The following is a 13,415-nucleotide window of genomic DNA, read 5'->3' on the forward strand; positions in this document are numbered from 1 at the left end:
TCCTGCGGCGACGATTCCGGCGAGGGAGTAACCGCCGACGGATACACCACACGGTCGCATCACCATGCGGGCTGACTCTGCTTCAGAACCCGCGCGCGGATTCACCCAGCGCCGCAATGCAGGTCATCTGCGTGGCCGATCCGGCCGAGGTGCTCTTGTAGATCTGCCACAGCAGCTGCGCGGCCTTCGGCCCACCGGCGCGACCCAATGCACGCAGCGCTTCCAGCTGCCGGGAGGTGCCGGCACCGGAGTTCTTGTAGATCTCGTGAATACTGCCGACGACGTCGTCCTTCGTTTCCATCGCTGCTTTCCGTGTAGAAAATGCGGCAACGTTAACCGGGCGCGGATGGCCGTGGATATGAAACTAATCAGAAATGAAGAAGGCCGCAGATGAGCGGCTTTGCTGGGCACGCCAAGCGTCTGTGCACTGGGCCCTGTCATTCGATCGCGAATCCCGCAACACGGCCTTTCTCGTCCAGCCGTACCGTGTAACCGATGAACGCCCCCGGGCCGAACTCGGCCACATAGCTGTACAGCGTTCCTTTTTCACCCTGGCGTGTTCCCTTGAACACCATGGCGGTCGGTGCGCCGTAAGGGCCCAGGGAACGCATCATGCCGGCACCGATGCCGGCCACCAGCTTGCCACGCAGGTCGTCGCTGAAGGCGCTGTAGTCGGTGCCGTCCTGCAGCTGGCGGAACGATGCCTTCGCGCTTTCGCCAATGGCGGCAACCTCGCCGGCAACAGGGCGTTCCCAGGCCGCGACGATCTCAGGATGCAGTGCGGCGAACACCAGGTTGGTCATGGTGATGCCGGCCTCGGGTTTCTTGTCGCCCAGGTTGCTGAAGGCCACGATGCGCAGGCCAAGGTCCGGGAAGTACATGTCAGCGGTGGTGAAGCCCTGCGTGCCGCCGGTGTGTCCGACCCGCGCCTGCCCGTACACCGAATCCACGAACAGGCCGAGGCCGTAGCCCACGGGCTTGCCATCGGCGGTGGCGAAGGAGGTCTTCATCTGCGCGTAGCCGGCTGCGGACACCACCGTGCCACTGCCCAGGCCGGCGTCCCAGCGCGCCAGGTCGTCCAGGGTACTGACCAGGAAGCCGGCCGCGCCGCTCCAGTCCGGGTGGAAGTACGGCGCGCGCTGCAGCGTGCCTTGCTCATGCCGGTAGCCAACGGCCATGCCGGCCAGGCGGTCGGTGTCGGCCAGGGTAAAGGTGTGCGTCATGCCCAGCGGCGCGAGCAGGTGCCGCTGCAGATAGTCACGGTAGCGCTCGCCCGATACGGTTTCGATCACCTTGCCGAGCAGTGCGTAGCCGGTATTCGAGTACGACCAGCGCGTGCCCGGCGGGAAGTCCAGCGGCTGGTCGGCAATGCGCGCGATCAGGTGGTCGAAGTCGATGGGCTGGGTCACCAGAGCGTCGACTTCCGCATCCGGCCCGTCGAAGTAGTCGTGCAGCCCGCTGGTATGGGTCAACAACTGGCGCAGGGTCACCTCGCTGGCGTGCGGCGCATGCGGCAGATAGCGCGCCAGCGGGTCATCCAGCTGCAGCTTGCCCGCTTCCTGCAGCTGCACGATGGCTGCGGCGGTGAACTGCTTGGTGATCGAGCCGATCTCGAACGGTGTATCGGTACGCACCGGCAGCGCGCGCTCGCGATCGCGCAGGCCGTAGGCGCTGGAATAGACAGGCTTGCCGTCAACCGTCACCGCAATGGCCGCGCCGGGCACCTGGAAGCGCTGCATGACCTGCTGCATATCGGCATCGATCCGCCGAGCCACGGCGGGGTCGATGGCGGTGGCATGAATGCCACTGCCGCCGGCAGGTCTGGATGCCATCGGGGGCGAGGCCGAGGCGCCGCCGCAGGTGACGATAGCGGCAGCAAGGCCACTGACGAGGATCCGCAGGTATCCAGTACGCATGTCCAGGCCGCCATTTATTCAATTTTGATCTATAGTTTGAATTATGAGCAGATCCCCAGCAAGCCCCCCTGCCCCGCGCGCACTGAAGCTGACCCCGGACCAGCTGGGCGCCATGGCGTCTTCGCCGCGGTTGGCGATCCTGCAGCGCCTGGATGTCGACGGCCAGGCCACCGCGCGGGAGCTGAGCGAGCGCCTGGGGCGCCCGATCACCGCGCTCTATCACCACCTGGAGCGGCTGGAAGCGGCGGGCCTGGTGCAGGTGGTTGAACGGCGCAGCACCGGCCGCCGGCCCGAAGCGGTCTATGCCGTGGTATCGCGGCAGCTGTCTTCGGCCGACGCACTGCGCACGCCGGGTGGGCGCAGGAACCTGATCAAGGTGGCCAGCAGCGTGGTGGGCGCCAGCCTGCGCGCGTTCGCGGCGGCCGCCACGCAGGCGGCGGCGTGCTTCGAGGGAAGCCAGCGCAACTGCACCGTGCGCCATCTCGCTTTCCGTGCCGACGCTGCCCAGTTGGCACGCATCAACGCGCTGATAGGCGAACTCGAACAGGCCAGCCAGGAAGGCAGTGAAGCGGCCGGGGATGGCCAACCTCTGCTGCTGACGGTGGTGCTGGCCTCGGTGCCGGATAAGCGCAAGAGCTGAGTCTTGATCGGCGGGGCCCGCTGGATGAGCGCGAATTCATCAATCGGCCTGAATCTTCAATCCTGTCAATCCGTTGCGAACGGGGAGATTGAAGTGGAGCGGGCGATGGGAATCGAACCCACGTCAAACGACTCGCGCGCGATCGACACAACGCAGCAGCAGGCGTTGGCGGAATTCTTTACCGAGGGCTATGCGCAGCGACTGGCGCAGAAGATGCCGTGATGCGTTTCATTCCGGCACTGGCAGACGTGACGTCAGCCGAATCGATTCTCTTCTTCGCTGCCCGGAAGCAGCATGACGGGGAACAGAACGAACACACCCAATGGAATGAAGGCAATGACTACGTACCAGCCGGACTCGTCGATGTCGTGCAGTCTACGCACGGCCAATGCCAGCATCGGGGGAAGGAAGACGAGGACCGCGATGATCGCCAACACCTGTCCCAGTTTCCCAAGTTGCCGGGACAGCTCCCAATCGAACAGATCAGTGCCAATCAGCCAGTAGCCAATGTTCATCAGGCTGTAGCTGAGGCCCGCAACCAGAAGGCCCAGCAGGGAAAACGACCAGAATTCGATGCGGTCGGAGCGCCCTGAAAAATCAAGGCACCGCCTGAACGGCGCAAGTGCAGCGATCATTGACGCTCCAGTCAACGTGGTGATGGAAACCAGCAGCTAACGATCTTTTAGCACTTTCAAACCCAGCCACGACTGAACCTGACGGCGGGGTAGAACGGCGAATACGGCAAGCCATCCATCGGCCACTACAACCGGGATGCGTGTACGGAAGAAGAGCGCTTGCAACGCCACTGCCGTGCAATGGACTGTGAAGCAGCGCAGAGGGAACGGAGCGCCTGAGACGGCGCAAACCGTTGGGAGACATGGAGCGGGCGATGGGAATCGAACCCACGTCAGTAGCTTGGGAAGCTACAGCTCTACCATTGAGCTACGCCCGCAGCGCGGGTGAAAGTCTATGCGGAGCGGCCGGTACAGCGCAATGGTGGCCGCCGCATCCGCGAGGGGTCAGAGCCCTTTCCTTGCGGAAAGGGATCCGACCCCGGCGGTTGCTGCTTAGAACGTGCCGCTGAAGTTGGCGAACAGGGTGGCGTCCTGCGCGCGCTTCTGGCCGGTCGATGCGCTCAGGCCGAAGTTGCTCTGCAGGCCGAACAGTTCGGTACGGGCACCCAGCACGACGGTGGCGTAGTTCTTGTCGAAGTTCAGGCCCGGCACGCGGTAGTTGCCCAGTTCCGGCAGGGTCTGTAGCCAGGCACTGGCCTGCTTGGTGTCCTCGAACTCGTGATCGTAGGTCACCTGCGCGTACGGCTTGACGGTGCCGCCATCGAAGCGGGCCTGCCAGCCGATGCGGCCGACGGTCGAATCGACGTTCTGGCGGTCGTAGCCCAGCGCGGTGGCCAGGGTGCCGGCCGCAGCGCTTTCGGTGTAGCCGTCGATCTTCACCTTCTGCCAGATCACCGAGGCGATCGGGCCGTGGCGGAAGCCGCCTTCGGTGCCGAACTCGTAACCGGCGTTCAGGGCGGCAGTCAGGTTGCTGCCGTCCGGCGAACCGCCGTGCTCGCGGGTGGCCGGGCCCAGCTGGACCTTGCGGTTCACGTCATAGGACAGCCAGGTGTAGCTGACCTGGCCGTTCACCCAGATGCGGTCGCCATACCAGCCGGCGAACAGACCGGCGGTGGTGTCCTTCTGGGTGAAGTCGCCACGGCTGTTACCGAAGTCGGCATTGAGGCGGCCGAAGCCGGCGAAGCCGCCGAACACCATGCCATCGCGCGCCCAGTCGATACCGAACAGGCCGGCCGGGGCCAGGCCGTCGTACAGGTCGGCGTGGTCGTAGCGCTGCAGGTCGCCACGCACGCCACCCCACCAGGACAGGCCGTCAGCCGGACGACCGCCCAGGTGCATGCTGACCTGGTCGGCACGCGAGCGGCCGATGGTCTGTGCCGAGTGGCTCAGCACCTGCTGCAGGCGCGGCGCTTCCAGCACCGAGACCGCGTACTGGCCCAGCAGCTGATGGCCGGCGGTGGTCGGGTGCACGCCATCGGCGAACAGGTAGGTGTTGGCCGCATCCGGGCTGACGTAGCTGGTCGGGTTGCAGGTCAGGATGCTCTGCGTCGAGTTGGCCGGATCGATCTTGCAGCCGGTGCTGGTGACGTTGGTGAAGCCGTACATGCCCGGGTTGGCAGCCACTTCACCCAGCACGGTGAAGGTATCGAGCGGGATGAACTCGATGCCGGCCTGCTTCAGGCCGCCGTACAGGGCCTTGTTGTAACCGGCCGACAGCGCAGTGGCGGTGGCGGCATTCGGGCCGCGGAAGGCCGGGGTCAGGCCGACGTTCGGCAGGTTCGGCACCAGCACGTATTCGGCACCGGCCTGCTTCAGCGCGCCCACCAGGGCGATCTGGTCGGTGACGGCCGCGCCGATGATGGCCTGTGCCTGCGCCGGCGCAGCAGCGGCGGCGAACAGATCGTTGGCACCGCCCCACACCGTGTAAAGGACGTTGGCGTCAGCCTTGCCGCCATTCGCGGCCAGGTAACGGGCCGCCTGCGACTTCAGCGACGGGATGGTGCCCATCGCGCTCGGCACGTCCACGCCGACGCGCGCGCCGCCGACTGCATAGTTGTCACCGCTCTGGCCGTTGCCGTTGGCGGCGCCGTTGACGCCGTAGTAGTTGGCGACCTGCTGCGACCACACCCAGCCCGGGTTGGTGGTGAACTGGCCGGTGACCGGCTGCACGCCGGCCGGCAGCAGCGGGCGGAAATAGCCGGCATCGGTGAGGCTGTCACCGAAGAACACGGCCTTGGAATATGGGGATTCGCCTGCCATGGCCGGAAGCGCGGCCAGCGCGATCGCGGCCGCCATCAGGGAGCGGATCGGGCGTTTGCTGAGCAGCATGTAAGAAACTCCTGTGGGGAAATCGTTGAGGACCCGGCGGACGTACGCCGGCGCACGGTGAATGGTTTCACTGCGCCGCGTTTTGCTCACGCTGCGCCGCCGCATGGATTGTCGCCTGACCACGTGAAAACACGCTGTGCCAGAGCTGGCGCCCGGTTCAAATTGCAAACGTTCCGATCCCGGCGGGCTATCAGCGACAATGACCGGATGAACATCCAGCTCAATGGCGAACCCCGTACCCTGCCCACTTCGGCGACCCTCCACGACCTGCTGCTGGCCGAGCAGCTGCTGCAGCGCCGGGTGGCGGTGGAGGTCAACGGCGAGATCGTCAGCCGCAGCCGCCACGGCGAGCACGTCCTGGCCGAAGGCGACGTGGTGGAGATCGTGCACGCGCTGGGTGGGGGCTGAGGCCTACACGGGTGTTCAGGGGTCAGATCCCTTTGCCGGTGGCAAAGGGATCTGACCCCACGCTCGACCCCGCCCTCTGCGTGACCCCATCTTCAGGCGGATAAGCGATAATCGCGCCATGAACGTTCATGTCTCCCCCGATTCGCTGGTGATCGCCGGCAAGACCTATGGCTCGCGGCTGCTGACCGGCACCGGCAAGTTCAAGGACCTGGAAGAAACCCGCCTGGCCACCGAGGCCGCTGGCGCCCAGATCGTCACCGTGGCCATCCGCCGCACCAACATCGGGCAGAACCCGGGCGAGCCGAACCTGCTGGACGTGCTGCCGCCGGAGCGCTTCACCATCCTGCCCAACACCGCCGGCTGCTACACCGCCGAGGACGCCGTGCGCACCTGCCGCCTGGCCCGTGAGCTGCTGGACGGCCACAACCTGACCAAGCTGGAAGTGCTGGGCGACCAGAAGACCCTGTACCCGGACGTGATGCAGACCCTCAAGGCCGCCGAGCAGCTGGTCAAGGACGGCTTCGAGGTGATGGTCTACACCTCCGACGACCCGATCCTGGCCAAGCGCCTGGAAGAGATCGGCTGCGCTGCGGTGATGCCGCTGGCCGCGCCGATCGGTTCGGGCCTGGGCATCCAGAACAAGTACAACCTGCTGCAGATCATCGAAGACGCCAAGGTGCCGATCATCGTCGACGCCGGCGTCGGCACCGCGTCGGACGCGGCCATCGCGATGGAGCTGGGCTGCGACGGCGTGCTGATGAACACCGCCATCGCCGGCGCACGCAGCCCGGTGCTGATGGCCAGCGCAATGCGCAAGGCGGTCGAGGCCGGCCGCGAGGCCTTCCTGGCCGGGCGCATTCCGCGCAAGCGCTACGCCAGCGCCTCTTCCCCGGTGGATGGGCTGATCGGCTGATGACCAATCCTTTCGACAGCGCCGGTTCCAAGGCCCCGCCCAAGCCCTTCACCGTCAGCGAAGGCCGCCGCGAGGTGCGCAGCTTCGTGCTGCGCCAGGGACGCTTCACCCCCGCCCAGCAGCGCGCGTTCGACGAACGCTGGCCGCGCTTCGGCATCGACTACAACGGCCAGCCGCGTGACCTGGACGCCACCTTCGGCCGCCCGGCGCACAAGGTGCTGGAAATCGGCTTCGGCAACGGTGCCGCGCTGCGCTTCGCCGCCCAGCACGACCCGTCGCGCGACTACATCGGCATCGAAGTGCATGCGCCCGGCGTGGGTCGCCTGCTGAACGCGCTGGCCGATGACAACGCCGACCACGTGCGCCTGTACCACCACGATGCGGTGGAAGTGCTGCAGAACGAGATCGCCGACGGCGCGCTCGATGAAGTGCGCATCTACTTCCCGGACCCCTGGCACAAGAAGCGCCACAACAAGCGCCGCCTACTGCAGCCGGCGTTCGCCGACCTGCTGGTGCGCAAGCTGCGCCCGGGTGGCCGCCTGCACTGCGCGACCGACTGGGAAGACTACGCCGAACAGATGTGGGACGTGCTCGATGCCACCGCCGGCCTGGTCAACCGCGCCGGCCCGCGTGGCAGCGTGCCGCGCCCGGACTGGCGCCCGCAGACCCACTTCGAGACCCGCGGCCAGAAGCTCGGCCACGGCGTCTGGGACCTGCTGTACGACCGCACCTGACGATCGCCTGAGGACACTGCGCCCCACATGGATACCGCGCTGACGCTGACCAACGACATGAAGCTCGTGCTCGGGCTGGTCGGCTTCACGATGGCGATGTTCCTGTTCGAGCGCATCCGCGCCGACGTGGTCGCGCTGGTGGTGCTGGTGGTGCTCGGTGTCACCGGGCTGATCGCGCCGGAGGAGATCTTCGGCGGTTTCTCCGGTAACGCGGTGATGAGCATCATCGCCACCACCATCCTCGGTGCGGGCCTGGACCGCACCGGGGCGCTGAACCGGCTGGCCGCCTGGCTGCTGCGGCGTGGCCACGGTGTCGAGCAGCGGCTGCTGATGATGACCACGGCCATCGCTGGCCTGAACTCGTCCTTCATGCAGAACCCGTCGGTGATGGCGTTGTACCTGCCGGTCGCCTCGCGACTGGCGGCGCGCACCGGCCTGACGATGCAGCGCCTGCTGCTGCCGATCTCGGCGGCAATCGTGATGGGCGGCGCGCTGACCATGGTCGGCAATTCGCCGCTGATCCTGCTGAACGATCTGCTGGCCTCGGCCAACAACAACCTTCCCTCCGGCCTGGCCACCATCGAGCCGCTGCGCATGTTCGCGCCGCTGCCGATCGGCGTGGCGCTGCTGGTCGCCTCGCTGCTGTATTTCCGCTACTACGGCGACCGCAAGCTGATCGAAGAGGAAAGCCTGGTCAACGACGGGGTCACCCCGGCGCGCACCGAGAGCTACTTCGCCAAGACCTATGGCATTGAAGGCGATGTGTTCGAGCTGGTGGTGACCGCCGAAAGCCCGCTGGTCGGCATGACCCTGGGCGAGGCCGAGACCCTGCACGATGCACCGCTGCTGCTGGCCCTGAAGACCGGCAACGACACCCGCCTGGCACCACCGGCGGAGATGCGCATCTGGGTCGGCAGCGTGCTCGGTGCGATGGGCCCGCGCGAACAGATCAGCGACTTCGCGCAGAACCAGTTCCTGCGTATGTCCTCGCGCCTGAAGCACCTGGGCGACCTGTTCAATCCCAGCCGCGCCGGCATTTCCGAGGCGGTGGTGCCACCGACCTCGAACGTGATCGGCAAGAGCGCGGCCGACCTGCGCCTGCGCAAGGAGCGCGGCATCAGCCTGCTGGCGATCAACCGCGACAAGCAGGTGATCCGCGAGGACGTGCGCGACGTGCAGCTGCGCGCCGGTGACATGCTGGTGTTCCACAGCATCTGGACCGACCTGGCGCAGGCCGCCCGCAGCCGCGACTTCGTGGTGGTGACCGACTACCCGACCGGCGAGCAGCGCCCGCACAAGTTCAAGATCGCAATGGCGATCTTCGCGCTGACCATCCTGATCGCGCTGACCAGCAAGCTGCCGGTGGCGCTGACGCTGATGACCGGCGTGGCCGGCATGCTGCTGACCGGCGTGCTGCGCATGGACGAGGCCTATGCCTCGATCAACTGGAAGACGGTGTTCATGATGGCCGGGCTGATTCCGCTCGGCTGGGCGATGGACTCCAGTGGCGCGGCGGCGTGGGTGGCCGGCCACACCATCGACAAGCTGCCCACTGGCATTCCGGTGTGGGTGCTGGAGGTGGCACTGGCGCTGCTGACCACGGCGTTCTCGCTGGTGATCAGCCATGTGGGCGCGACCATCGTGATGGTGCCGATCGCGGTGAACCTGGCGTTGGCGGCGGGTGGCAACCCGACCGCGTTCGCGCTGATCGTGGCGCTGTCGGCGTCCAACAACCTGATGACGGCCTCCAACCCGGTGATCTCGATGATCACGGGGCCGGCCAACTACACCCCACGCGAGATGTGGCGGGTCGGCGGACCGTTGTCGCTGATCTACACGCTGGTGGTGGTGTTGATGATCAACCTGATGTTCTGAGGTTGGAGTTTGTTGGCAGGGCTGCGCCCTGCACCCGCAGAAGCCGAAGCAACAGCAACAGCAACAGCAACAGCGGGCATTCCGTGGGATGGCGAGGCACTGTGGGTTTGCGGGGACGCCGTAAACCCATCCATGGGGGCTTGGTCGCGGCATCCATGCCGCTCACACCCCGCAAACCCACAGTGCCCCGCCTTCGACAGTTTCACGCGGCTGGTGGTGGGTGCCGACCGTTGGTCGGCACGGATCTCGCTCTGGTAGCTGTCTACCTTGGTCGACACGGCTTTTGTAGAGTCGAGCCGTGCTCGACTGCTTCTGGCCTCAAGCCAGGTAGACCTGCCCGTCGCGCACGTCCACCGGCACTGCGCGCAGGCGATCGCCCTTGCACGGGCCGGCGATGCAGTCGCCACTGTCCAGCGCGAACGAGGCGCCGTGCGCGGCGCACACCAGGTGGCCCTCGCGGCTCTTCAGGAACTGGCCCGGGGCCCAGTCCAGGCGGCGGCCGGCGTGCGGGCAGATGTTCAGGAACGCGCGCACCTGCGCGCCGTCGCGGTACAGCACCAGCGATTCGGCATCGCCATCAACCACCGCTTCGACCTCGGCAAACGCGCCATCGGCAATGGCATCAAGGGCGATCAGGGCAGCAGCGGCAGTCATGGCGAAGGCTCGGACAGTAAACCGGCATTGTCGCACGCCCACTCAGGTGACTGGCTGCGACATGAACACAAGTCATTGATCCGTAATAAGCACACGCTATATTTAACGAGTTTTTCACTCAATGACAGTGGCGCGTCCCGATACTCTGGTTTCGCTGATCCCAGCCTATCGAGCCGCCATGTTCAATCGCGCATCCGCCTTCAACCAGTTCCGCACCCTGTTCGCGCCGCGCAAGCCGCGCCACCCGCTGGTGCGCGTTGCCGTGGGCCTGCTTGGCCTGGCGATCCTGGCCGCGATGGTGTTCATCGGTGTATTCGTCGGTGCGGCAATGATCCTGGTCGGCCTGGCGTGGAAGCTGCTGGCCTCGCGCAAGCCGGGCGTCGCCCGTCCGGTCGACCCGACCGTGGTCGAAGGCGAGTACCGCGTGGTGCGCAAGCCGGTGTTGCCGGCCTCGCGCTGATCCACCTGTTGCGAGCCCGCTGACGGCGGGCGCCATGCGTTCTAGACTGCGGGCACGCCCTTCCTGGATGCCCGCATGTCCGATGTCTCCGATGTGATCCCTGCCGTAGCCCTGCCGCGTGTGCCGGTAGCCGGTGGCGGCAGTTTCCCCGTGCACCGCGTCTACTGCGTCGGCCGCAACTTCGCCGACCACGCCCGCGAAATGGGCGCGGCGGTGCCGGCGGCCGATGACCGTGGCCGCCCGATGTTCTTCAGCAAGCCGGCCGATGCGATCGTGGTCGGCCACGACGATGCCATCCCCTACCCGCCGGCGACCGCCAACCTGCACCACGAAGTGGAGCTGGTGGTGGCGATCGGCCGCGATGCGCCCGCCGGCGAGCTGGCGGTGGCCGATGCCGACGCACTGGTCTATGGCTACGCCGTCGGCCTGGACCTGACCCGCCGCGACCTGCAGGCCGCCGCCAAGGACAAGGGCCACCCGTGGGATGCGGCCAAGGGCTTCGATGCCTCCGCGCCGATCAGCGAGATCGTCCACGCCGAGGAAGTCGGCGACCTGGCCGCACTGAACCTGTCGCTGGAAGTCAACGGCGAAGTGCGCCAGCAGGCGCTGCTCGACCAGATGATCTGGAACGTGCCGGAGATCCTGCATGAGCTGTCCAAGCTGTGGCAGCTGCGTGCCGGCGACCTGGTGTTCATGGGCACCCCGTCCGGGGTGGCTGCACTGAAGCCCGGCGACCGCTTCAGTGCCCGCCTGGAAAACGTGGCCGAGCGCCACGGCGTGATCGCCGGCTGACATCACCTGCGCTACCCTGCGCGCTGTCCACTTCCCCCACCGGAGAAAAACAACAATGGGAATGCTCACCGAGTTCAAGGAATTCGCGATGCGCGGCAACGTCATCGACCTCGCCGTCGGCGTGGTGATCGGCGCGGCCTTCGGCAAGATCGTGACCGCACTGGTCGAGAAGATCATCATGCCGCCGCTGGGCTACCTGATCGGCCGCGTGGACTTCTCCAGTCTGGCCTGGACCCTGTCGCCGGCTCACCTGGGTCCCGATGGCAAGGAGATTCCGGCCGTGGTGGTTGGCTACGGCGACTTCATCAATACGATCATCCAGTTCGTGATCGTGGCCTTCGCCATCTTCATCGTGGTCAAGGCGATCAACCGCCTGTCGCGCAAGCAGGAAGCCGCCCCGGCCGCACCGGCCGAGGAAGTGGTGCTGCTGCGCGAGATCCGCGACAGCCTGAAGAAATAAGGCCGCAGAACGGTAGTGCCGGCCGCTGGCCGGCAACATCGGGACATGCGGGAGCCGGCCAGCGGCCGGCACTACCGCGACTGCACGAAAGCCCCGCCCCGGCGGGGCTTTCGTTTTGCCGGACATGGCGGAAAACAGCGTTCGCGCCAGCCATGACCTCCCGCCCATGCGCCGGGCTGAACGACTGTTAAGCTCCAAGGCTTAGGTCCCTTCCCGGAGTTGTCCATGCGTCGCCGCCTCCTTGCCATCGCATCCTCCCTCGCCCTGCTGGCCGGCCCGGCCTTCGCGGCGCCGCACACCACCACCCTGCCCCCCGCCTCGCTGGCCACCGCCGCGCAGCTGCGCGACCAGGCGCTGGCCGATGACACCGGCTGGAAGGTGGTCGAATCGCTCACCACCGAGATCGGCCCGCGCATCGCCGGCAGCGAGGCCGACGCCCGCGCCGTGGCCTGGGCCGAAGCCAAGTTCAAGGCCCTGGGCTTCGACAAGGTGTGGAAGGAGCCGGTGACGTTCCCGAAGTGGGAGCGCCGCAGTGAACACGCTGCCGTGACCGGCAAGAATCCGCAGCCGCTGCAGATCACTGCACTGGGTGGCAGCCCGGGCGGCACCGTGGAGGCCGAAGTGGTTCGCTTCGCCGACCTGGCCGCGCTGCAGGCGGCACCGGCGGGTTCGCTGAAGGGCAAGATCGCCTTCGTCGATTACCAGATGCTGCCCTTCCGCGATGGCCGCGACTACGGCCGTGGCGGCGCGATCCGCAGCAAGGGCCCGTCCGAGGCAATCCGCAAGGGCGCGGTCGGCTTCCTGATGCGCTCGGCCGGTACCGACTCGCACCGCGTGCCGCACACCGGCATCACCCGTTTCGACGATGGCCTGACGCCAGTGCCGTCGGCGGCGCTGTCGGTGCCCGACGCCGACCAGCTGGCCCGCCTGCTGGCGCGTGGCAGCACCACGGTGAAGGTGGCGCTGGACTGCGGCTGGGATGGCACCGCCACCTCGTACAACGTGATCGGCGAGATCACCGGCCGCAGCCTGCCGAAGGAAGTGGTGGTGATCGGCGGTCACCTGGATTCGTGGGACCTGGGCACCGGCGCGGTGGATGACGGCGCCGGCGTGGGCATCACCATGGCCGCCGGCCACCTGATCGGCCAGCTGAAGCAGGCACCGAAGCGCACCATCCGCGTGATCGCCTTCGCCAACGAGGAACAGGGCCTCTACGGCGGCAAGGCCTATGCCGAGGCACACGCCAAGGACGTGGCCCTGCACCAGTTGGCCGCCGAGAGCGACTTCGGTGCCGGCCGCATCTATGCCTTCAACACCGGTTCGCCGAACCCGGAAGGCTCGCGCGAAGCGACGAAGCAGATTGCCGAGGTGATGAAGCCGCTGGGCATCGAGTACCAGGCCGACAAGGGTGGCCCGGGCCCGGACGTCGGCCCCCTGGCCGCCAAGGGCGGTGCGTGGGCATGGCTGGCGCAGGATGGCTCGGACTACTTCCACCTGCACCACACCGCCGACGACACGCTGGACAAGATCGACCCGAAGGCGCTGGCGCAGAACGTCGCCGCGTACACCGTGTTCGCGTACCTGGCGGCGGAAGCCGACGGCAGCTTCGGCAGCGAGGCCAAGGCGACCACGCCGCCGAACGAGTGACGCGGTGACACAG

The 13,415-nt window shown here is 66.8% G+C and carries 15 protein-coding genes and 1 tRNA gene; 10 read left to right on the top strand and 6 right to left on the bottom strand.

The window, feature by feature from the left end; translation table 11 throughout:
• Nucleotides 1-82 precede the first annotated feature (82 nt).
• Together AB1281_RS15455 and AB1281_RS15460 are read right to left on the bottom strand one after the other, a co-directional pair.
• Nucleotides 83-301, bottom strand: coding sequence for a hypothetical protein (locus AB1281_RS15455; RefSeq protein ID WP_041863763.1), 219 nt, complete (start codon nt 299-301; stop codon nt 83-85).
• Nucleotides 302-437: 136 nt separating this feature from the next.
• The gene (locus AB1281_RS15460; RefSeq protein ID WP_430346320.1) at nt 438-1,916 is read right to left on the bottom strand and encodes a serine hydrolase domain-containing protein; all 1,479 of its coding nucleotides are present in this window, start codon (nt 1,914-1,916) and stop codon (nt 438-440) included.
• Between the two features lie 43 nt (nt 1,917-1,959).
• Here AB1281_RS15460 and AB1281_RS15465 point away from each other — a divergent pair, with 43 nt between their 5' ends.
• Together AB1281_RS15465 and AB1281_RS15470 are read left to right on the top strand one after the other, a co-directional pair.
• Nucleotides 1,960-2,556 (top strand): ArsR/SmtB family transcription factor, encoded by a 597-nt coding sequence (locus AB1281_RS15465; RefSeq protein WP_430346321.1) that lies wholly within the window; start codon nt 1,960-1,962, stop codon nt 2,554-2,556.
• A 3-nt stretch (nt 2,557-2,559) separates the two neighbouring features.
• Nucleotides 2,560-2,778, top strand: coding sequence for a hypothetical protein (locus AB1281_RS15470; RefSeq protein WP_430346322.1), 219 nt, complete (start codon nt 2,560-2,562; stop codon nt 2,776-2,778).
• A gap of 32 nt (nt 2,779-2,810) precedes the next feature.
• Here the strand turns inward: AB1281_RS15470 and AB1281_RS15475 are convergent, their stop codons facing one another.
• The 3 genes from AB1281_RS15475 to AB1281_RS15485 all read right to left on the bottom strand — a co-directional run bounded on the left by AB1281_RS15475 (nt 2,811) and on the right by AB1281_RS15485 (nt 5,459).
• Nucleotides 2,811-3,191, bottom strand: a complete 381-nt coding sequence (locus AB1281_RS15475) for a DUF805 domain-containing protein (protein WP_430346323.1) — start codon at nt 3,189-3,191, stop codon at nt 2,811-2,813.
• A 243-nt stretch (nt 3,192-3,434) separates the two neighbouring features.
• Nucleotides 3,435-3,508, bottom strand: a tRNA-Gly gene (locus tag AB1281_RS15480).
• Nucleotides 3,509-3,623: 115 nt separating this feature from the next.
• Entirely contained in the window at nt 3,624-5,459 is a 1,836-nt protein-coding gene (locus AB1281_RS15485) for an autotransporter outer membrane beta-barrel domain-containing protein (RefSeq protein WP_135967214.1), read from the bottom strand.
• A 207-nt stretch (nt 5,460-5,666) separates the two neighbouring features.
• On the opposite strand from AB1281_RS15485, the gene thiS reads away from it, so the two are divergent.
• From thiS to AB1281_RS15505, 4 genes are all read left to right on the top strand, one after another.
• Nucleotides 5,667-5,867, top strand: coding sequence for a sulfur carrier protein ThiS (gene thiS, locus AB1281_RS15490; RefSeq protein ID WP_430346324.1), 201 nt, complete (start codon nt 5,667-5,669; stop codon nt 5,865-5,867).
• Between the two features lie 118 nt (nt 5,868-5,985).
• A complete protein-coding gene (locus AB1281_RS15495) occupies nt 5,986-6,780 on the top strand; it encodes a thiazole synthase (RefSeq protein ID WP_005418798.1) in 795 nt (264 codons plus the stop codon).
• Complete coding sequence (gene trmB, locus AB1281_RS15500) at nt 6,780-7,514, top strand: tRNA (guanosine(46)-N7)-methyltransferase TrmB (protein WP_008268324.1); 735 nt, start codon at nt 6,780-6,782, stop codon at nt 7,512-7,514. Before AB1281_RS15495 ends, trmB begins: the two co-directional genes overlap by 1 nt.
• Before the next feature lie 27 nt (nt 7,515-7,541).
• Nucleotides 7,542-9,389 carry an SLC13 family permease gene (locus AB1281_RS15505; protein ID WP_430346325.1) on the top strand — a complete coding sequence of 616 codons (1,848 nt, stop codon included), beginning with the start codon at nt 7,542-7,544 and terminating at the stop codon, nt 9,387-9,389.
• Between the two features lie 318 nt (nt 9,390-9,707).
• On the opposite strand, the gene AB1281_RS15510 is transcribed toward AB1281_RS15505, so the two are convergent.
• Complete coding sequence (locus AB1281_RS15510) at nt 9,708-10,043, bottom strand: Rieske (2Fe-2S) protein (RefSeq protein WP_012511947.1); 336 nt, start codon at nt 10,041-10,043, stop codon at nt 9,708-9,710.
• A gap of 178 nt (nt 10,044-10,221) precedes the next feature.
• Here AB1281_RS15510 and AB1281_RS15515 point away from each other — a divergent pair, with 178 nt between their 5' ends.
• From AB1281_RS15515 to AB1281_RS15530, 4 genes are all read left to right on the top strand, one after another.
• The gene (locus tag AB1281_RS15515) at nt 10,222-10,503 is read left to right on the top strand and encodes a hypothetical protein (RefSeq protein ID WP_005410817.1); all 282 of its coding nucleotides are present in this window, start codon (nt 10,222-10,224) and stop codon (nt 10,501-10,503) included.
• 75 nt (nt 10,504-10,578) lie between these two features.
• Nucleotides 10,579-11,295 carry a fumarylacetoacetate hydrolase family protein gene (locus tag AB1281_RS15520; protein ID WP_430346326.1) on the top strand — a complete coding sequence of 239 codons (717 nt, stop codon included), beginning with the start codon at nt 10,579-10,581 and terminating at the stop codon, nt 11,293-11,295.
• A gap of 55 nt (nt 11,296-11,350) precedes the next feature.
• Nucleotides 11,351-11,755: a large-conductance mechanosensitive channel protein MscL gene (gene mscL / locus AB1281_RS15525; RefSeq protein WP_014038282.1), complete on the top strand. Its 405-nt coding sequence runs from the start codon at nt 11,351-11,353 to the stop codon at nt 11,753-11,755.
• A gap of 225 nt (nt 11,756-11,980) precedes the next feature.
• Nucleotides 11,981-13,402, top strand: coding sequence for a M28 family peptidase (locus tag AB1281_RS15530; RefSeq protein WP_075676401.1), 1,422 nt, complete (start codon nt 11,981-11,983; stop codon nt 13,400-13,402).
• The last annotated feature ends 13 nt before the right edge of the window (nt 13,403-13,415 follow it).

This window comes from Stenotrophomonas sp. NRRL B-14846 (assembly GCF_050473585.1).
In the GTDB taxonomy this organism is placed as follows: Bacteria; Pseudomonadota; Gammaproteobacteria; order Xanthomonadales; family Xanthomonadaceae; genus Stenotrophomonas.

What these genes read in the sequence shown, in the direction of transcription:
- thiS (WP_430346324.1), top strand. Translation starts at nt 5,667, where the DNA reads ATGAACATCCAGCTCAATGGCGAACCCCGTACCCTGCCCACTTCGGCG.
- AB1281_RS15485 (WP_135967214.1), bottom strand. Translation starts at nt 5,459, where the DNA reads ATGCTGCTCAGCAAACGCCCGATCCGCTCCCTGATGGCGGCCGCGATC.
- AB1281_RS15475 (WP_430346323.1), bottom strand. Translation starts at nt 3,191, where the DNA reads ATGATCGCTGCACTTGCGCCGTTCAGGCGGTGCCTTGATTTTTCAGGG.
- AB1281_RS15495 (WP_005418798.1), top strand. Translation starts at nt 5,986, where the DNA reads ATGAACGTTCATGTCTCCCCCGATTCGCTGGTGATCGCCGGCAAGACC.
- AB1281_RS15455 (WP_041863763.1), bottom strand. Translation starts at nt 301, where the DNA reads ATGGAAACGAAGGACGACGTCGTCGGCAGTATTCACGAGATCTACAAG.
- AB1281_RS15530 (WP_075676401.1), top strand. Translation starts at nt 11,981, where the DNA reads ATGCGTCGCCGCCTCCTTGCCATCGCATCCTCCCTCGCCCTGCTGGCC.
- AB1281_RS15515 (WP_005410817.1), top strand. Translation starts at nt 10,222, where the DNA reads ATGTTCAATCGCGCATCCGCCTTCAACCAGTTCCGCACCCTGTTCGCG.
- trmB (WP_008268324.1), top strand. Translation starts at nt 6,780, where the DNA reads ATGACCAATCCTTTCGACAGCGCCGGTTCCAAGGCCCCGCCCAAGCCC.
- AB1281_RS15460 (WP_430346320.1), bottom strand. Translation starts at nt 1,916, where the DNA reads ATGCGTACTGGATACCTGCGGATCCTCGTCAGTGGCCTTGCTGCCGCT.
- AB1281_RS15510 (WP_012511947.1), bottom strand. Translation starts at nt 10,043, where the DNA reads ATGACTGCCGCTGCTGCCCTGATCGCCCTTGATGCCATTGCCGATGGC.
- AB1281_RS15505 (WP_430346325.1), top strand. Translation starts at nt 7,542, where the DNA reads ATGGATACCGCGCTGACGCTGACCAACGACATGAAGCTCGTGCTCGGG.
- AB1281_RS15520 (WP_430346326.1), top strand. Translation starts at nt 10,579, where the DNA reads ATGTCCGATGTCTCCGATGTGATCCCTGCCGTAGCCCTGCCGCGTGTG.
- AB1281_RS15465 (WP_430346321.1), top strand. Translation starts at nt 1,960, where the DNA reads ATGAGCAGATCCCCAGCAAGCCCCCCTGCCCCGCGCGCACTGAAGCTG.
- mscL (WP_014038282.1), top strand. Translation starts at nt 11,351, where the DNA reads ATGGGAATGCTCACCGAGTTCAAGGAATTCGCGATGCGCGGCAACGTC.